Genomic DNA, 16,847 nt, shown 5'->3' on the forward strand with positions numbered 1-16,847 from the left:
ATCGACCTGGCGCTTGGGGGCAAGCAGCTATGAACTGCGAGACGGGACTGGGGTGGTGATGTCTGCTGCTGTTCGGATCATCGGGCGCTTTTCGCTATCGTCGGTCATGGGCGCCGTACTTGCTATGTCCACCGGAACCGCTGAAGCCGGCGATGCCGCGGCACGGCACATCATCGGCTTTTCGCCGGATGGCGCTTATTTCGCCTTCGAGCAATATGGAACGCTCGACGCCGGCGCCTCGGACTCCGGCTGGTCTGAGATCGACATCATCGATACCCGTACGGATCGGTTCGTTGGCGGTAAGCCGATCCTCGTCGTCGATGAGACGGAGGAGGCAACACTGACGCTGGAGCAGGCGAGGGCGCAGGCCGCCGCTCAGGCGGCGCCCATTCTCGCCCATTATGCAATCACATCCCCAGCCGAGCAGACAGCGTCCGACAAATTCACCTTTCCGGGTGAAATGGTTGCCTACAACGACATCTCCCGCCTCGAACAGGTGTCGCAGAAATGGCTGTCGCCGCTCCATGGCGAAACGGGCGTTTCGACCATCCAGCTCGACGAGATCCTGGCAGCCAGCACGAGCGATTGTTCGGCGAGTTTCGCAACGACGGAGCAGCGCGACACATCTGGCAAGGCACTCGGCTTCCGGCTGACGCTGCAAGGCCAGGACGGCAAGCCGTTCAAGATCCTGCACGAGGACAAGACCGTGCCGGGCTCAAGAAACTGCCCGACCTCCTACAGCCTGTCGGAATCCTACGAACTTACCCCGGCCGGCAAGCCGGCGGTGATCGTTGTTCTGGTGCAGCGTTTCAGCCAGGGTTTCGAGGGGCGCGATCGCCGCTTCCTCGCGGTGACCGGGGAGCCACGCTGAGAGGTCACGCCCAAGCGCTGGCAGCCGATCTGTCTGAAGGTTGTTTCTAGATCGGCAGGGCCACAAGCATGAGGCCAATGCCGCCAGCGATCAAAATGGCTGTCGCCAGCGCTTTTCTATGACGTTCGAAGCTCGTCGGAGCTCGCTCCCAATTGTAACGCATACGCTATCTCCCCAATACCCAGGCAGGTTTTACCTTACTTAGGGGAAGAAATGCAACGTCCGCTGCCGGCAGCCCGCTGTTTGTCACGTTTCATCGATGACTATTTCTGGGCCGAATGCGGCCGGGAAGACGCAACCGAGCAGGTTCTAACGCGACTGGCGCGGAGAATCTGTCAGCAAAGCCGTTGGTCCCCTGAACTGGGCTCCCGTGATCGGCCGATAGACAGCGCTCCACCTCCGCGCTATCTGATTTCCGGGATGAGCATGGCTTGGAGGGGGCGTGGTGGAAATAGTCTCTGGAACCGTTCTGCGGCTGGCCGAGGATGCCTCGGTGCAGCATGTGGGCGATGGCGCAGTCGTGCTTTTGGCGCGCAGCGGCCAGCTCTATACATGCAACGGCACGACCGAAGCCTTTCTCGACAAGGTGGACGGCGCGCGCAACCTCGACCAGATCGTCGACCTGCTTTGCGAGGAGTTCGAGGTCGACAAGGGGACGCTCGATCAGGACATGGCGGCACTGGCCACGGATCTGATCTCGGAAGGTATCCTCGCCGCGCCAGGTGCTTGATGGCTGACGGCCCGCTCCTGCGCGCTCTTTTTCTCTGCCATCTCTGGGCGAGCGCGCGGCTGATGCCGGTCCTTGTCACCAACCGGAGCTTCGAGGAGGTGCTCAAATGGGCGCCGCTCGCCTCGTCGACGCCCTATCGCGGTCTGCCGTCCGCCTACATCGTCGAGAGCGTCAACCGCACGGTCCGCCATCCCTGGCTGATGCGTGACCGCAGGTGCTTGAGGGAAGGTCTGCTCGGTCATCGTTTCCTGCGACTAGCCGGCTTCGATCCGGACCTGCGCTTCGGCGTCGAACCGCAGTCGATGCAAGCGCAGCGTCTATCGGCGCATTGCTGGGTCTGCCTCGACGGCAAGCCGGTGGTCAGCGACAAGCTTCCCGGCATGGTCGAGATCTATCGTCATCATGCCGATGCCGTAAAGGCGCGTCCCGCTTGACCAGACCTTCAGCCTGCTATGGCCTCAACGGCCTGATCCTTTGCATATCGGCCGAGCGCTCCGAGCTGTGGCAGGATTTCGACCGGATGCTGGGCAGCCTGCGTATAGAGGAACCCGTCGCGCCGGACTTTCGTCTTGAGATCACCGAAACAGACACGCTGGACGAGACACCCAATGGATCCCTGGTCTTCGATGGCGAGGTGCCGGAGGATGGTCCCTGCCGGATGATCGAGGATGGCGGCATTGTCCATCTGGTCTTTCCCGGGCGCCAAACCGTTGCGATCAATGGTGGGGAAGGTTGGGCCGAACTCCGGATTAGCACCGGTACGAAAGCCGCCTGGACGCCGTCGATGTTGGTCCTGGATGCCGCGCTCGACGCCGGTGGCCAGCATATGCTGCATACGGCCGGGCTGACCTTGCCTGACCGCGATGCGGTGGTGCTGATCCACGCCCCGAGCGGCACCGGCAAGACCACGACGTCGCTGGCGCTGGCAACACAGGGCTTTGGCCTCTGCTCCGACGACGCCATGATCCTGAATGTCGCTTCGGGCAAGGTTGTAGCCTGGGGCTTGCCGCGCGCCGTCAAAATCCACCGGAAGACTGCCGAAATGATCCCGCAGGTGGCGCCATGCCTTGGCCAGACGTGGGATCGCAACGGCGAACAGCCGGTCTCGTTAGAACGGTTGGGCGGTATCATCCGGGTGGAAAACGCATCCGCCCGGCCGGTGGCGGCGCTTCTGCACCTGGCGCGTTCCGCCGACGGGCAGACCCGGCTCGTCGCCATGGCCAGGACCGACGCGATGGTGGCGCTGGCAGTCGACAATGTCCGCACCGGCATGACCGGGCTGCTGCCGATGCAGAAGCGCAGGCTGGCGACCATCGCCGGGCTGGTCAATGCGGTGCCGACCTTCCAGCTCGAAGTAGGCGCGCGCCCGGCTGACGCTGCGGCGCTGATCCGCGGCACCCTGGATTGACGTCAAGTCAGGCTACTTGCGGCCTGGCCTTGGCCAATCTCTGAATCCACCGGAAGGCGTCGCGGCGCAGGCGCGAGCCCAGTCTGTCCCTGGAATTGACGCCAAGCAGCGTATTCGTTGTGATCAACCGCCTGGCCAGCCGTATGGAGAGGTCGGGCTTGATGCGGCCGGCGAGTTCGAGCGCGCGGCTCTCGTCGAACAGCTGGCCGGTCACATTGAGCACGATTGCCAACTCCAGTTCGATGCCGGTCATACGGGCAGCGTCGAACAGGCGTGCTTCCGCTTCGGGTGATTGCAGCGCCCGCACGCCTTGCAGCACGTCGACGCAAAGCTGCAGGCGGTGGAATTTGTGGCCGCCGGCGGCGTGCACGATGGCGATCGTTAGAAGAGCCGCCGGCGTGTCCGTGGCTTCGCCGTCGATGGCGCGCAATTCAGGGAAACCCAGCGACAGGCGCCGCCGCATGCCGGTGTCATGCACGAGGTCGCCATGCAGTTCGACCAGCAGGCTGGAATTCTCTTTTTCCAGCCATTTGAATTCCTGCAATTCGTAGGATTCGGCCTCGTTGCTGCCAAGCTCGAAGCCGCATGCCGCGATCACCTGGTTTGCCCTGGCCAGATTGGCGGGTTCGACCAGGATGTCGATGTCGGTGAAGGGCCTGTCGGCGACGTTGCGGTAGAGCTTTCGCGCGAAGACGGGTCCCTTGACGATCCGCGCCGGAATATTGTCCGCCGCCAGTCCCTTCATGATGCGGTCGCCATGATACTTCAACAGCATCGACTGGCCGGTGGCGATCGTTGCCTTCTGGCGCAGATCCTCCAGCTTGCCGTGCAGGTCGGCATCCGCTGGCAGCCGCGCGTCCCCGCTGAGCTTGCGCAACATGATCGGCAGCACGCCGTGAAACTCGGCATTGTCGAGCAGCGCCGTCAGCGTCTTTGCCGACAAATCTTCGCCGCCTGCCGCCGCCTCGGGGTCAGCGAAGCGCAGCAAGAGTCTTTCTTCGGCGGAAGTAAGCGGTGGCAGCATCAACCCAGCTAGCATTGCGAGCAAGTCAGGAATGGTTGCAGAAAAGCCTAATGTAAGCCAGCTTTTACATGCCCCAGCGCAGCGCCGCAGTGTGTACCGGCGCGTCCCAGAATGCGGTCGTCTCGTCGTCGAGCATGGTCAGCGTGATCGAGCAGCCGGCCATATCGAGCGAGGTGACGTAGGAGCCGACCAGCGAACGGGTCACCGTCACGCCATGCTTCTCGAAGATTAGCCGTGCGCTGTTGTACATCAGATAGAGTTCCATCAGCGGCGTGCCGCCGAAGCCGTTGACGAACAGCAGCGCCGGGCCTTTCGCTTTGTCGCCGAGATCGCCGAGGATCGCGGCGCAAATCTCCTGCGCGATCGCATCGGCGCTTTTCAGCGCATCGCGCCGGCGGCCGGGCTCGCCATGGATGCCGACGCCGAACTCCATCTCGCCGTCGCCGATATCGAAAGTCGGCTTGCCCGCCGCCGGCACGGTGCAACTGGTCAGCGCCACGCCCATCGAGCGGGTAGCAGCGTTGACGCGGTCGCCAAGCGCCTTCAGCGACGCCAGAGCCAGGCCATGTTCGGCCGCCGCGCCGACGATCTTTTCCACCACCAGCGTGCCGGCAACGCCACGCCGGCCCGTCGTATAGGAAGAATTCTCGACCGCGACATCGTCATTGGTCACGATCTGCTGGACGCCTTCCGACATTTCGGCCGCCATCTCGAAATTCATGACGTCGCCCTCATAGTTCTTGACGATGAACAGACAGCCGGCACCGGTGTCGACGGCCTCTGCCGCCGCCAGCATCTGGTCCGGTGTCGGCGAGGTGAATACCTGGCCGGGGCAGGCGGCGTCCAGCATGCCGTGACCGACAAAGCCGCTATGCAGCGGCTCGTGACCGGAACCGCCGCCGGAGATCAGCGCCACCTTGCCCGGCCGCAAGGTCTTTCGGCGGATGAATTTGTGCTCGTCGCCGAGCACGAGGATGTCGGCATGGGCGGCGACGAAGCCGTCGAGGCTTTCGGTCAGCACCGTGTCCACCGAATTGATAAACTTCTTCACGGCCGTCTCCTCCCGAAATAGGCCAGATAGCAAGTGATCAGCCACTCTTGCCGGTGATGCTGGTGATCTTTTGGATAAAATCGTTCACCGCCTTATCGAGCGCGGCGTTCTGCTTGTCGTCGCCGAAATCCGGCACGATCAGCGAGACATGCCGCGTCTTGCGCATGCCTGATGCGATCGACATCTTGCCTGGATGCGCCTGGTGATAGGCGGCGAGAAACTGGTCGCGCTCGGCCGGGCTGAAATGGCAGACGGAAAATATAGCCGGCAAATGTTTTGACGGAATCGGGATCGAATAGGCAGGACTGGAAATCTGCGTGACGAAGCTGCGGTGCTTGCCGAGCGCATCGGCCAGGCGCTGGCGCATACCGGACGGGCGCTGGTCGATAACCTGCGACAGGATCGTCTTGTAGGCGCGGATCGCCTCTTCGGAACCGGGTTCGGGTGTCCTGTCGACCATGCCGGCCGCGCCTAGACAGAAACGTCCGCGATGGCCGCCTTGGCCATGGCGAGTTGCGCCGGCGCGACGGAAAGATCGCGCAGGCCGGCCTCGATCAGTGACGGGATCGAGGCTGGATCGCCGGCTGCATCGCCGCACAGGCTGACCGGGATCTCTTCCCGCTGGCCAAACGCGGTCACGGCAGCGATCAGCCGCAGCACGGCCGGATGACGGACCGAATTGAGATGCGCCACGGCAGCGTTGTCGCGGGCGGCCGCCATGACATACTGGGTGAGATCATTGGAGCCGATCGAGAAGAAGGCGGCATCGGTAAAGGCTTCCGGTACGATCGCCACCGACGGCACTTCGACCATGATGCCGAGCGGCGGCATGTTGTGTGCGACGCCGCGTGCGGCAAGTGCAGTCTGCTCTTCGGCGAACATCGCCGCTGCCTGTCGGTATTCCTCCACAATGGCGATCATAGGGAACATCACTTTCAGGCCGCCATGGACAGCGGCGCGCAGCAGCGCCCGGATCTGTACACGAAACACCTCGGGTCTTGCCAGCGACAGCCTGATCCCGCGCAGGCCGAGAAACGGATTGCTCTCCTCGATCGTAAAGCCGGGCACCGGCTTGTCGCCGCCGGCGTCAACGGTGCGGATCGTCACCGGTTTTTCACCGGCCCACTCCAGCACCTTGCGATAGGCGCGATACTGCGTCTCCTCATCCGGCAGCGTCTTGCCGAACAGGAATTCGGTGCGCATCAACCCGACTCCGTCGCAGGTCGTAATGTCGATGAGGTCGACATCGGACGGGTCGGCGATGTTGACCTGCACGCGCACCGCCGTGCCGGCCTTGGTCACCGCCGGTCGCGCCAGGAACGTCCCGGCCCGGTCGCTGCGCGCCCGGAATGATGAGGACGATTGGCGAAAAGCAGCGATTTCAGTCTTGGAGGGTGACAACACAATGCCGCCATGTTCGGCGTCGAGCAGCGCTGTGCCGGTTAGACGAGCCAGCGAAGTGCCCAACCCGACAACCATCGGCACGCCGCGTGAACGCGCCAGCATGGCGACGTGGCTGGCGGTGCTGCCCGCCTTCAGTGCGATGCCGCCGCCGCTGCTCCAGTCGGTTTCGAGAAAACGCGTCGGCGCGATATCCCAGCCGTAGAGGATGGCGCCGGTTGGCGCCTGGACGTCGCCATCCTCGGACAGCGCCCGCAGCACCTGGTCCCTGATATCGCGTATGTCGGCGGCCCGTGCGCGGAAATAATCCTGGTCTGACGCGTCGTAGCCGGCAATCTCGGTATCAAGCGCTTGCCGCCAGGCTTTGTCGGCTGGCAGGCCGGTGCGGATCGCGGCAAAGGCCGGGCTGCTCAGCGCATCGTCTTGCAGCATGGCGAGCTGAAACTCGAGAATGTCGGCGGCATCGCCCTCGGCCATCTCGCTCAATGCGGTGAGACGGCTTGTCGCGACGGCGATTGCGGCTTCGAGCGCGGCCTTCTCGTCGTCGGCTGTTTCTTTGCCGACATAGGATACGACAGTCTGGTCGAGGTCGAACAGTGGCCCCTCGGCATAGCCGGCCGAGGCAGAAATGCCTTGCAGTCTAAGCGGTTCGGACATGGTCCGCGCCTTCGTCGAAATCGCGCCGCACCAGTTCGACCAACGCGTCGACGACATCATTGGCGCCGTCACCGCTGGCCCTGATGTGCAGCACGGTGCCCTTCGGCGCCTTGGCCGCCATCACCTTGACGATGCTCTTGGCGTCGAACCATGGCCCGTTGGCGGCGAGCGCGATCTCCACCTCGGCGGCAAAACTCTTGGCCAGCTTGGTGAACTTCACCGAAGGACGCGCGTGCAGACCCACCTCGTGGGTGATCACAACGGTCGCTTCGGCGGATGCGGACATGTCTTTCAAAATTCCCGTTCGTTCACGACGGCGACAATTCATGTGCCGTCGCCACCACTTCCCGCAGCGAGGCGCCGCCGGAGGCCTCGGTCGCTGCCATCACCGCGCCTTCGACGATCGGCGCGTTGCAGACTATGATCTTGTGCGAGCGTGGCTCGCCGATCATCTCCACCGCCATTTCCGAGTTGGTCTCGGCGCCGCCGAGATCGACCAGAATGGCGACACCGGCTTCCGACCAGGCCTTGTCGATGGCGCCCATGATCGCCTCGACATTGGTGCCGAGCCCGCCATGGCCGTTTCCGCCGCACCATGCAAGCGGCACTTCGTCGCCCACCATCTGCCGCACCATGTCGGCCGTGCCCTCGGCAACCAGCGGCGAATGCGAGACGATGACGATGCCGACATTGCTCATGCGCTTTCCCCGAGGCTGTGCGCCACTGTGCGCACCAGCAGCGCGGTTGAGCGCGCGCCGGCGTCCATATGACCGATCGATCGGTCGCCCAGGAACGAGGCGCGGCCACGCAAGGCTTTCATAGGCACGGTCGCGTCGGCCGCGGCGTCGGCGATATCGGCGATTTCAAGAGCTGTCTTTCCCTGCTGCAGCGCGTCATGCACCGGCTGCAGCACGTCGAGCATGGTTTTTTGTCCGATCTGCGATTTGCCGCGTGCTGCCACAGCTTCGATCGCCTTGCCGAACGCCGCCGTCAGATTGGCGCGATCGGGTTTCGTCGAAATCTCCTTGCCGAGTGCCAGGAACAGGGTGCCGAACAGCGGGCCGGAGGCGCCGCCGACCGTCATCACCAGCTTGGTGCCGATCGCCTTCAGGGCATCGGGCAGCGGTTTGGCCGAAAATGCTTCGGCTTCGGCGCGCACGGCCTCGAAGCCGCGCTTCATGTTCAGCCCGTGGTCGCCGTCGCCGATCGCCTGGTCGAGCGCCGTCAATTCCTCGGCATGCGCGGCGATCGTATCCGCGGCGGCCGCGATCAGCCGGGCAAGGTTCAACGCCGCCATGTCACCCGCATTCCCGGTTTCCATCTTGCCGGCAGTATCGAAAGAACGGTCATTCGACAACTGGAGCATACGTCAGGCCGCTTCATGCAATGCCGCGGCCGCCGCGAAGACTTCGGCCACCGCGTGAGCGCCGGGGTCGACCACACCTCGCAGCTTGCTGCCGACATAGGCCGACCGCCCGGCTTTTGCCTTGTCCATGGCGGCCGTGGCCTCGGCACCATGGCGGGCTGCTGTTGCCGCCTCCTCAAGGCCGTTCGCGTCGAGCGCTTTGAGCGCCGGCTCAAGCGCATCGACCATGGTTCTATCGCCAATTCTGGCGCCGCCGTAAAAGGTCATCCGTTCAAGGCCGGCAAGCAGCGCCTGGGCCAGGCTCGCGCCGCCGCCCAGAGCCTGCGCCGCCGCCGTGAAGAAGATCGACAGCAGCACGCCGCTGGAGCCGCCCATCGACGCGCTCAGAATGTCGCCTATCGCGCCAAGGGTGGCTGCAGGCTCGGCAAGCGGCAGCGTGTCGAGCCGCTCGAGAACACTGCGCGCGCCGGTCGCCACCGTCGAACCGGTGTCGCCGTCGCCTGTTTTGGCGTCCAGTCCGTTCAAAGTCGCTTCGAGCGCGATCAGCCTTTCGCAGATGGTAACGAGAAGAGACCGGGTCCGCGCATCCTGGCTGGGCTTGCGTGCCACGCTTTGTCCGGCCGCTTTCGCCATCGGCACGACGGCAGGTGAAACAACCGGCTTTGCCGGTATCCAGGCATGCGGGCCGACCGGCGCCTGCAAGGCGGTTTCGCGCGCCGCATCCAGCCGGATCAGCGACAGCGAGAAGCCGTTCATGTTGAGCGCCGTCATCAGCGGGCCCGGCCCGATCGTCAGTTTGATGGTTTTGGCCAACGGCGAGGCAAGCACCGCATTGGCGATAACGGACATTTCCAGCGGCGGCACGGAGCCGAGATTGTTGATCAGCAAGGCGTAGGTGGCCTTGGGATCAAGCCGTGCCGCGAGGCGCTCCGCCATGATCGCCACCAGCCTGTCGGCGCTCTGCACCGCAATCCGCTCGACGCCCGGCTCGCCGTGAATGCCAAGGCCGAGTTCGCCATCGTTCTCGCCAAATCTGTCTTCGTGCGGCTGGCCCGGGATCGAGCAGGACGACAGCGACATGCCGAGCGAAACTATGTCCTTAGCCGCCGCCCGCGCCGCTGCCGCGATTTCAGCCAGATCGTGGCCGGCTTCCGACAGGTGGCCTGATATCTTGTGCACGAACAAGGTGCCGGCAACGCCGCGCGGCTGGGTGATGTCGGGCAAAGCGATATCGTCGGCGACAATGACCATCTCGACACGAAACCCTTCGGCGCGCGCCTTCTCTGCCGCCAGGCCGAAATTGAGACGGTCGCCGGTGTAGTTCTTGACGATCAGCAGGCAGCCGGCCGGGCCGGTGACCGCGCGAATGGCGGCCAGCACCGCTTCGACGCTTGGCGAGGCAAAGATCTCGCCCGAAACCGCCGCCGTCAGCATGCCCCTGCCGACGAAACCGGCATGTGAAGGCTCGTGCCCGGCCCCGCCGCCGGAGACGACACTGACTTTCGTCTTGTCCCAGTCGGCGCGCAGGACGACCTTGATCTCGGGATGGCCGTCGAGGCGCGCGAGATCGCCGGAGCCAATGGTTCGTAGCAGGCCGTCCAGCGCCTCGGTGACGATCGTTTCCCTGCGATTGAAAAAGTGCTTCATCGATTCGTCCCGTACTGGCAAAGTCAAAACCGGTGCTGAATCACCGAAAACCGCTCACATCAATCGCTGTCCATCGGCGCCGAAATACAGCGGCGCCCGGTAGCGGATCACCACTTTGTCGCCCTGCGCCAGATCCGTGTCGGGATCGGTCAGCGTCACCAGTTTCTTGGTGCCTACCGTCACATGCAAATGGTTCTGGTCACCGAGATGCTCGACCCAGTCGACAACGCCGTCAGCATGGCCATTCGCGGCCTTCGCGATCGTCAGATGCTCGGTGCGCGCGCCGATCGTCTTGGTGCCGGCCGGTGCGCCGCCGTCAGGCAGCAGCCCGGTCGGCAGAAGATTGATCGCCGGCTGGCCGAGCCTCGCCGCGACATGCAGGTTTGCCGGCTCTGAATAGATGGTGCGCGGCGAGCCGATCTGCACCAGCACGCCCTCGGTGAGGATGCCGATGCGGTCTGCCATCGTCATCGCCTCGATCTGGTCGTGGGTGACGTAGAGCATGGTGGCGCCGAGCTCGGTCTGGATGCGCTTCAGCTCGAGCCGCAGATCCGCCCGCAGCTTGGCGTCGAGCGATGACAGCGGCTCGTCCATCAGATAGATCGAAGGCTTGCGCACCAGCGCGCGGCCGATGGCGACGCGCTGCATTTCGCCGCCCGAAAGCTTGGTCGAGCGGTTGGCGAGCTTGTGATGGATGCGCACCATCTTCGCCACCTCCTCGACCCGGCGGCGGATCTGGTCTTCCGGCATTTTCCGCGCCGGCGAGCGCAGCGGAAAGGCGAGATTGTCGAACACCGACAGATGCGGATAGAGCGAATATTGCTGGAAGACGAAGGCGGTGTCGCGCTCGGCCGGCGACAGCGTCGTGGCATTGTGTCCGCCGATCTCGATCGTGCCGCTGTCTGGCCGTTCCAACCCGGCGATGAGCCGCAGCGTCGTCGTCTTGCCGGCCCCGGTTGGCCCGAGCAGCACGACGAATTCACCATCCGCTATGTGCAGGTCGAGGCCGTCGACGGCGACATGGTCGCCGAAACTCTTGGTCACGTTCTTGATGTGCACCTCAGCCATGCTGGGCCCTCCGTTCCGAGGCGACATCGTGGATCGCGGTTCTCACCGCGCGGCCCGATCCCTTCTCGAACAGCGACAGCCGCGCGCTGCTCAGCGTCAGGCCGACATGGTCGCCGGTGGCGAGCCTGATTTCGGCCGGTACGCGTGCCTTGATGATGCCATCCGCCGTCTCCACCGCGACGATCTGCGTGGTGCCGAGATATTCGGTGCCATAGATGGCGCCGCGCAATTTTGAGGCGTCGTCGAAGCGGATGTGTTCAGGGCGGATGCCGAGCGCCATGTCGCCAGGTGCGATGTCCTCGCGCACCTCCGGCACCGCGACCTTCGCGCCTTGCACGATGATCTCCCTGGCGCCCTTGGCGAGCCCGCCGCCAAATCCCAAAAAGTTCATCGGTGGCGAGCCGATGAAGTCGGCGACGAACATGGTCGCCGGGCGGTCATAGATTTCGCGCGGGCTTCCGAACTGCTCGATGACGCCATGGTTCATCACCGCGATCTTGTCGGCCATCGACATCGCTTCCATCTGGTCGTGCGTGACATAGACCGTCGTGGCGTGGATGCGGTTGTGCAGTTCGCGCAGCTCATGGACCATCAAATCGCGGAATTCGGTGTCAAGGGTTCCCAGCGGCTCATCCATCAGGAAGCATTTTGGCCGCCGCACGATGGCGCGGCCGAGCGCGACGCGCTGGCGGTCGCCGCCGGCAAGTCCGGAGACGGATTTGTTGAGCAGATGGTCGATGCGCAGCAGCTTCGCCGTTTCCTCGACCCGCGTGCGGATTTCGGCCGAAGGCATGCCTTGCGCCAGCAGCGGGAAGCCGATGTTCTTGCGCACATTCATGTGCGGGTAGAGCGCGAACAGCTGGAAGACGAAGGCGATGTCGCGCTCGCGGGCCCGCAGCATGGTGACGTCGTCGCCGCCGAGCAGGATCTGGCCGCCGGTCGGCAGCTCAAGCCCCGCGATCATGCGCAAGGTCGTCGTCTTGCCGCAGCCGGACGGGCCGAGCATGACGAAGAACTCGCCATCCTCGACGACGAAGTTGGAATCCTGCACGGCGACGAAATCGCCGAAAGCCTTTCTCAGGTGCTGGACACGGATTTCGGCCATGATTATTCCGGGAACTTGGAGACGATGATGAACATCACGGTGCCAGCGAGCATGGTGATGAAGGAGTAGGTGTAGAGCGACAGCGCGAAGGGCTGGAACAGCATCAGGAAGCCGATGGCGATCAGCGCTGTCGCGATGTTTTCCATCAGCCCGCGCCGTGCCCAGGCCGGCCAGCGCGATTTGCGGTTCCCAGGCTTGGTCAAGCTCATTTGCGCACCGCGCCGAAGGTGATGCCGCGCAGCAATTGCTTGCGAAGCAGGATGGTGAAAACCAGGATCGGCACCAGGAAGATCGTCGTGCCGGCCGCGACCGCCGGCCAGTCCTGGCCGCCTTCGCCGATGATGGTCGGGATGAAGGGCGGCGCGGTCTGCGCCGTGCCGGAGGTCAGGAGAGCTGCGAACGCATACTCGTTCCAGGCGAAGATCAGGCAGAAGATGGCGGTCGCGGCTATGCCGGTCGTCGCCTGCGGCAGCACGGTGCGCCAGAAGGCCTGCAGCCGCGTGTAGCCGTCGATCATTGCCGCTTCTTCATATTCGCGCGGGATCTCGTCGATGAAGCCCTTCAGCAGCCAGACAGCCAGCGACACATTGACCGCCGTGTAGAGCAGGATCATGCCGAGCGCGGTGTCCGACAGGCCAAGCTCGCGGTACATCAGATAGATCGGAATGGCGACGGCGATCGGCGGCATGAAGCGCGTCGACAGGATGAAGAACAGGAGGTCGTCGGCGAGCGGCACCTTGAAGCGCGAAAAGCCGTAAGCCGACAGTGTGCCGAGGAAGACGGCGCAGAAGGTCGAACCGAAGGCGATGATCAGCGAATTGACGAAGCGCGGCAGGAAATTGGACGGACCGGCGATCACCATGTTGCGCTTGCGCGTGGTCTCGTCGCAGAAGCCCGTCGCCGGGCCCAGCGAGTTGATGTATTCCGGCGTCTGCCGGGTCCGCGTCGTGAACAAATTGCAGTAGCCCTCGAGGCTGGGCTGGAACAGGATCTTGGGCGGATACGCGATTGAATCCGGCGGCGTCTTGAAGCTGGTGGCGAAGATCCACAGCAGCGGCACGATCGAGATCAGTGCGTAAAGCACGATGATCGTGCCGGCGATCCGTTTCGAGTTGCTGCTCGGTGCGACGACCGAATGGGCTGTGGTCAGGCTCATCTCTGCTTCACCTTGTTGAGCGCCTTGACGTAGATGTTGGCGAGGCCGAACACCGCCACGAAAAGGATGATGGCGAAGGCCGAGGAATAACCGGTGCGCCAGCTTTCGAAAGCCTGCCGCTTCAGCGTTATCGAGGCGACCTCGGTCGTCGAGCCCGGCCCGCCGCCGGTCAACAGATTGACCATGTCGAACATCTTGAAGTTCTCGATGCCGCGAAACAGCACCGCCAGCATGATGAAGGGCAGCGCCATCGGCAGCGTGATCGACCAGAACTGCCGCCAGTTCGAGGCGCGGTCGACCTCGGCCGCCTCGTAGATGTATTCGGGGATGGAGCGGAGGCCCGCGAGGCAGATCAGCATCACGTAGGGCGTCCACATCCAGGTATCGACGATGATGATCGACCAAGGCGCCAGCGACACGTTGGAGAGCATCTGGATATCGGTCGGCGGGATCCTCGTGACGAAGGAGATCGCATAGGCAAACAGGCCGATCTGCGGCTCATAGAGGAAGCGCCAGAAATTGCCGACTACCGCCGGCGACAGCATCATCGGCACCAGGATCAGCGTCGTCCAGAAAGCGTGGCCGCGGAACTTCCTGTCGATCAGCCAGGCCAGCGTGAAGCCGATCAGCGTCTGCAAAAGGATCGTCCAGAACACGAAATGCGCGGTCGTCTGCATGGCGATCCAGATGTCCTTGTCGCCGAGGATGCGCTGGTAGTTGGCAAGGCCGAGATTTTTCACCACCTCGTTCGGGCGGTTGGCCCGGTAGTTGGTGAACGACAGATAGATCGCCCAGAACAGCGGGAAGATGTTGATGGCCAGCAGCAACAGGATCGTCGGCGAGATGAACAGCCAGGCGAGGCCCTTGTCGCTGATGCCCCGGACCTTGCGGGCCAACGGTTCCGGGGTCGCCCGGGCAACGTTCTCCGCGGTCCGATTGAGCATGGTGAGTCCTGCTTCGGTCACTTGGTCGTCTCTGTCATGGAATTTATCTGAACTGCATCCCGTGCCAAGGGGCGGCACGGGATGCTTGGCTTAGCTCGGGAGGAGCTGGTTACATCTTGCCATCGTCCTGGAAGACCTGGGTCCAGTCCTTGACCAGGCCGTCGAGCGCATCCTTGGCCGAACCCTGGCCGGCGACGACATAGTCGTGGAAGCGCTTCTGCGAGGCCTGCAGCAGCGGGGCGTAGCTCGGCTCGGCCCAGAAGTCCTTCACGATGGCCATCGAGTCGAGGAAGGTCTGCGCGTAGGGCTGGCTGGCCGGGAACTTCGGATCCTTGACCACCGCGTTGAGGCAGGAATAGCCGCCGAGCGACCACCACTTGGCCTGCACGTCCTTGTTGGCGAACCACTTGATGTATTTCAGCGCCGCCTCCTGCTTGTCGGAATAGGACACCACGGAGATACCCTGGCCGCCGAGCTGGGCGAACTGCTCGCCGTCCGGACCCTTCGGGTTGACGAAGTAACCGATCTTGTCGCCGCCGACATTCTCGTCCTTCTGCAGGCCCGGCCATGTGAAGGCGAAGTTCATGTGCATCGCCACCTGGCCGGATTTGAAGGCATCGACGCCTTCGCCCATGTAGCTGTTCGAGGCACCGGGCGGCGTGCAGCAATCATAGAGCGCCTTGTAGAATTCCAGCCCCTTCACCGACTTGTCGGAGTTGACGAAGCCTTCCATCTCGTAGGGCTTCTTGGGGTTTTCGTATTGGAAGCCATAGCTGTAGAGCACGTCCATGGCGCCCATGGTAATGCCTTCGGAGCCGCGCTCGGTGTAGATCGAGGCGCCATAGACGGTCTTGCCGTCGATCTCGCGCTTCTGGAAGAACTCGGCGACCTGCTTCAACTGGTCGAAAGTGGTTGGCGGGCCGAGGTCCCAACCGTACTTCTCCTTGAATTCCTTCTGCAGCTCCGGCTTGGAGAACCAGTCCTTGCGGTAGGTCCAGCCGACGACGTCGCCCATGGCCGGCAGCGCCCAGTAGTTCGGCGTGTTCTTCGGCCATTCCGAATAGCCGACGACGGTTGCCGGCACGAAATCGTCCATGCTGATCTTCTCCTTGTCGAAGAAGTCGTTCAGCTTGACGTAGTGGCCGTTCTCGGCAGCGCCGCCGATCCACTGGCTGTCGCCGATGATCAGGTCGCACAATTTGCCGTGCGAGTTCAGTTCGTTGAGAAAACGGTCGGCATAGTTGGTCCACGGCACGAACTCGAATTTCATGCCGATACCGGTTTCCTTGGTAAAATCCTTGGACAGTTCAACAAGCGCGTTGGCGGGGTCCCAGGCGGCCCAGCACAGTGTCAGGTCTTCAGCGTGCGCGGCGTTCGCGACGGCTGTCGACGCTGTGATCGCCGAGGTCAGTCCCAACGCCAGTTTCAAGCTCGATTTCATGATTTCCTCCCATTTGCGAAACGCGCCCGGATGACGGTTTCAAAAGCCCTCAACCCCTCTCCTCAGGGGCCCAAACATGGCGGCGCGGTTACGCTGCGGATGTTTAGTAATTTGTTTAGTGATGCAATTTTTACTAAACAAGGCAAGCGAATTCGTTGCTGCGCCGCAGCATGCTTATGGCGATGGCTGAAAACGTTGGGAAAAGCGCGGGTCGCTGGCCGGCTTACCGAAGCTGTTCAGGCCGATTCTGACCGGGACGTGGGGCAGCCTCGGCTTTCAATCTACCCTTCTGGTGCTCACCATCACCTTGCGGATCGCCGGCGCCGGCGGCAGCAGCGCGCGGATATCGGCGAACGGGAACGACGGTTCGAAACGGAAGGCTTCGGCCGATGAGCCTTGCGCGCCGTTGCACTGGCCGGCGCGAAAGGCGTTCTGTGTCCGCGCAATGTCGACGAAGCGGTCGGGATCCTGCGATTGATGCATGCGGATCGCCTCGGCCTTGACGTCGGCATGGGCGGAAATCTCGACATAGTGCGTCGGCGAAAAACCGGTGCCGCCCATCGTGTCGGCATGCAGCACTGGGACGGCGAAAGACGCCGCGATACGAACGCCGTCCGACAGCGCGCGATGGTCTGCATGATAATCGTTGGGCGCATGCGTGATCACCAGATCCGGGCCGATTTGACCGATCAGTGCTTTCAGAGCTCCGATCAGCGCCGCATCGGCTATCAACTCGCCGTCCGGAAAGTCCAGGAAGCGTGGCATTGCGCCTATCAGCGCGGCCGCGGCCGTTGCTTCGTCGCGACGGACACGAGCGAGAACAGCGGGATCACTTGTGCCGCCCCTGGCACCATCCGTGGCCATGGCAAAAGTGAGTTCTGCGCCTTGCGCGGCATAGGCGGCCATCGTACCGAACATGAAGATCTCGATGTCGTCCGGATGCGCACCGAGCGCCAGGATTTTCAAACCACTCTCTCC

The 16,847-nt window shown here is 63.3% G+C and carries 19 protein-coding genes; 4 read left to right on the top strand and 15 right to left on the bottom strand.

The window, feature by feature from the left end; all coding sequences use genetic code 11:
- Nucleotides 1-58 precede the first annotated feature (58 nt).
- From LB559_RS07755 to LB559_RS07770, 4 genes are all read left to right on the top strand, one after another.
- Nucleotides 59-871, top strand: a complete 813-nt coding sequence (locus tag LB559_RS07755) for a DUF2259 domain-containing protein (protein WP_224673703.1) — start codon at nt 59-61, stop codon at nt 869-871.
- Between the two features lie 442 nt (nt 872-1,313).
- On the top strand, nt 1,314-1,601 hold the full coding sequence (locus tag LB559_RS07760; RefSeq protein WP_032898709.1) for a PqqD family protein: 288 nt from the start codon (nt 1,314-1,316) through the stop codon (nt 1,599-1,601).
- Entirely contained in the window at nt 1,601-2,035 is a 435-nt protein-coding gene (locus LB559_RS07765; protein WP_224673704.1) for a lasso peptide biosynthesis B2 protein, read from the top strand. The genes LB559_RS07760 and LB559_RS07765 overlap by 1 nt, the downstream gene beginning before the upstream one ends.
- Nucleotides 2,032-3,009, top strand: coding sequence for a serine kinase (locus LB559_RS07770; protein WP_224673706.1), 978 nt, complete (start codon nt 2,032-2,034; stop codon nt 3,007-3,009). Before LB559_RS07765 ends, LB559_RS07770 begins: the two co-directional genes overlap by 4 nt.
- A 7-nt stretch (nt 3,010-3,016) precedes the next feature.
- Here the strand turns inward: LB559_RS07770 and LB559_RS07775 are convergent, their stop codons facing one another.
- From LB559_RS07775 to LB559_RS07845, 15 genes are all read right to left on the bottom strand, one after another.
- Nucleotides 3,017-4,033, bottom strand: a complete 1,017-nt coding sequence (locus LB559_RS07775) for a nucleotidyltransferase family protein (RefSeq protein WP_024501819.1) — start codon at nt 4,031-4,033, stop codon at nt 3,017-3,019.
- A gap of 64 nt (nt 4,034-4,097) precedes the next feature.
- Nucleotides 4,098-5,084, bottom strand: a complete 987-nt coding sequence (gene dhaK / locus LB559_RS07780; RefSeq protein WP_024501818.1) for a dihydroxyacetone kinase subunit DhaK — start codon at nt 5,082-5,084, stop codon at nt 4,098-4,100.
- Between the two features lie 37 nt (nt 5,085-5,121).
- Nucleotides 5,122-5,544: a hypothetical protein gene (locus LB559_RS07785; protein ID WP_013528088.1), complete on the bottom strand. Its 423-nt coding sequence runs from the start codon at nt 5,542-5,544 to the stop codon at nt 5,122-5,124.
- A gap of 11 nt (nt 5,545-5,555) precedes the next feature.
- On the bottom strand, nt 5,556-7,142 hold the full coding sequence (gene ptsP / locus LB559_RS07790) for a phosphoenolpyruvate--protein phosphotransferase (protein WP_224673714.1): 1,587 nt from the start codon (nt 7,140-7,142) through the stop codon (nt 5,556-5,558).
- The gene (locus LB559_RS07795; RefSeq protein WP_224673715.1) at nt 7,126-7,428 is read right to left on the bottom strand and encodes an HPr family phosphocarrier protein; all 303 of its coding nucleotides are present in this window, start codon (nt 7,426-7,428) and stop codon (nt 7,126-7,128) included. The genes ptsP and LB559_RS07795 overlap by 17 nt, the downstream gene beginning before the upstream one ends.
- A gap of 22 nt (nt 7,429-7,450) precedes the next feature.
- On the bottom strand, nt 7,451-7,840 hold the full coding sequence (gene dhaM, locus LB559_RS07800) for a dihydroxyacetone kinase phosphoryl donor subunit DhaM (protein ID WP_013528085.1): 390 nt from the start codon (nt 7,838-7,840) through the stop codon (nt 7,451-7,453).
- Nucleotides 7,837-8,439, bottom strand: coding sequence for a dihydroxyacetone kinase subunit DhaL (dhaL, locus tag LB559_RS07805; protein ID WP_224673955.1), 603 nt, complete (start codon nt 8,437-8,439; stop codon nt 7,837-7,839). Before dhaL ends, dhaM begins: the two co-directional genes overlap by 4 nt.
- Nucleotides 8,440-8,511: 72 nt before the next feature.
- Nucleotides 8,512-10,155 carry a dihydroxyacetone kinase subunit DhaK gene (locus LB559_RS07810; protein WP_224673717.1) on the bottom strand — a complete coding sequence of 548 codons (1,644 nt, stop codon included), beginning with the start codon at nt 10,153-10,155 and terminating at the stop codon, nt 8,512-8,514.
- Between the two features lie 54 nt (nt 10,156-10,209).
- The gene (locus LB559_RS07815; RefSeq protein WP_013528082.1) at nt 10,210-11,223 is read right to left on the bottom strand and encodes an ABC transporter ATP-binding protein; all 1,014 of its coding nucleotides are present in this window, start codon (nt 11,221-11,223) and stop codon (nt 10,210-10,212) included.
- Complete coding sequence (locus LB559_RS07820) at nt 11,216-12,328, bottom strand: ABC transporter ATP-binding protein (protein WP_013528081.1); 1,113 nt, start codon at nt 12,326-12,328, stop codon at nt 11,216-11,218. Before LB559_RS07820 ends, LB559_RS07815 begins: the two co-directional genes overlap by 8 nt.
- A gap of 2 nt (nt 12,329-12,330) precedes the next feature.
- Nucleotides 12,331-12,537: a hypothetical protein gene (locus LB559_RS07825; RefSeq protein ID WP_013528080.1), complete on the bottom strand. Its 207-nt coding sequence runs from the start codon at nt 12,535-12,537 to the stop codon at nt 12,331-12,333.
- A complete protein-coding gene (locus LB559_RS07830; protein WP_013528079.1) occupies nt 12,534-13,484 on the bottom strand; it encodes a carbohydrate ABC transporter permease in 951 nt (316 codons plus the stop codon). The genes LB559_RS07825 and LB559_RS07830 overlap by 4 nt, the downstream gene beginning before the upstream one ends.
- Nucleotides 13,481-14,428 carry a carbohydrate ABC transporter permease gene (locus LB559_RS07835; protein WP_013528078.1) on the bottom strand — a complete coding sequence of 316 codons (948 nt, stop codon included), beginning with the start codon at nt 14,426-14,428 and terminating at the stop codon, nt 13,481-13,483. The genes LB559_RS07830 and LB559_RS07835 overlap by 4 nt, the downstream gene beginning before the upstream one ends.
- 109 nt (nt 14,429-14,537) lie before the next feature.
- Nucleotides 14,538-15,869, bottom strand: a complete 1,332-nt coding sequence (locus tag LB559_RS07840) for an ABC transporter substrate-binding protein (RefSeq protein WP_013528077.1) — start codon at nt 15,867-15,869, stop codon at nt 14,538-14,540.
- 276 nt (nt 15,870-16,145) lie between these two features.
- Complete coding sequence (locus LB559_RS07845) at nt 16,146-16,835, bottom strand: PIG-L deacetylase family protein (protein ID WP_224673719.1); 690 nt, start codon at nt 16,833-16,835, stop codon at nt 16,146-16,148.
- Between the last annotated feature and the right edge of the window lie 12 nt (nt 16,836-16,847).

The sequence above is a fragment of the Mesorhizobium sp. BR1-1-3 genome (assembly GCF_020165455.1).
GTDB lineage: Bacteria > Pseudomonadota > Alphaproteobacteria > Rhizobiales > Rhizobiaceae > Mesorhizobium > Mesorhizobium ciceri.

What these genes read in the sequence shown, in the direction of transcription:
- LB559_RS07755 (WP_224673703.1), top strand. Translation starts at nt 59, where the DNA reads ATGTCTGCTGCTGTTCGGATCATCGGGCGCTTTTCGCTATCGTCGGTC.
- LB559_RS07765 (WP_224673704.1), top strand. Translation starts at nt 1,601, where the DNA reads ATGGCTGACGGCCCGCTCCTGCGCGCTCTTTTTCTCTGCCATCTCTGG.
- LB559_RS07775 (WP_024501819.1), bottom strand. Translation starts at nt 4,033, where the DNA reads ATGCTGCCACCGCTTACTTCCGCCGAAGAAAGACTCTTGCTGCGCTTC.
- LB559_RS07785 (WP_013528088.1), bottom strand. Translation starts at nt 5,544, where the DNA reads ATGGTCGACAGGACACCCGAACCCGGTTCCGAAGAGGCGATCCGCGCC.
- ptsP (WP_224673714.1), bottom strand. Translation starts at nt 7,142, where the DNA reads ATGTCCGAACCGCTTAGACTGCAAGGCATTTCTGCCTCGGCCGGCTAT.
- LB559_RS07795 (WP_224673715.1), bottom strand. Translation starts at nt 7,428, where the DNA reads ATGTCCGCATCCGCCGAAGCGACCGTTGTGATCACCCACGAGGTGGGT.
- dhaM (WP_013528085.1), bottom strand. Translation starts at nt 7,840, where the DNA reads ATGAGCAATGTCGGCATCGTCATCGTCTCGCATTCGCCGCTGGTTGCC.
- dhaL (WP_224673955.1), bottom strand. Translation starts at nt 8,439, where the DNA reads ATGGCGGCGTTGAACCTTGCCCGGCTGATCGCGGCCGCCGCGGATACG.
- LB559_RS07810 (WP_224673717.1), bottom strand. Translation starts at nt 10,155, where the DNA reads ATGAAGCACTTTTTCAATCGCAGGGAAACGATCGTCACCGAGGCGCTG.
- LB559_RS07815 (WP_013528082.1), bottom strand. Translation starts at nt 11,223, where the DNA reads ATGGCTGAGGTGCACATCAAGAACGTGACCAAGAGTTTCGGCGACCAT.
- LB559_RS07820 (WP_013528081.1), bottom strand. Translation starts at nt 12,328, where the DNA reads ATGGCCGAAATCCGTGTCCAGCACCTGAGAAAGGCTTTCGGCGATTTC.
- LB559_RS07825 (WP_013528080.1), bottom strand. Translation starts at nt 12,537, where the DNA reads ATGAGCTTGACCAAGCCTGGGAACCGCAAATCGCGCTGGCCGGCCTGG.
- LB559_RS07830 (WP_013528079.1), bottom strand. Translation starts at nt 13,484, where the DNA reads ATGAGCCTGACCACAGCCCATTCGGTCGTCGCACCGAGCAGCAACTCG.
- LB559_RS07835 (WP_013528078.1), bottom strand. Translation starts at nt 14,428, where the DNA reads ATGCTCAATCGGACCGCGGAGAACGTTGCCCGGGCGACCCCGGAACCG.
- LB559_RS07840 (WP_013528077.1), bottom strand. Translation starts at nt 15,869, where the DNA reads ATGAAATCGAGCTTGAAACTGGCGTTGGGACTGACCTCGGCGATCACA.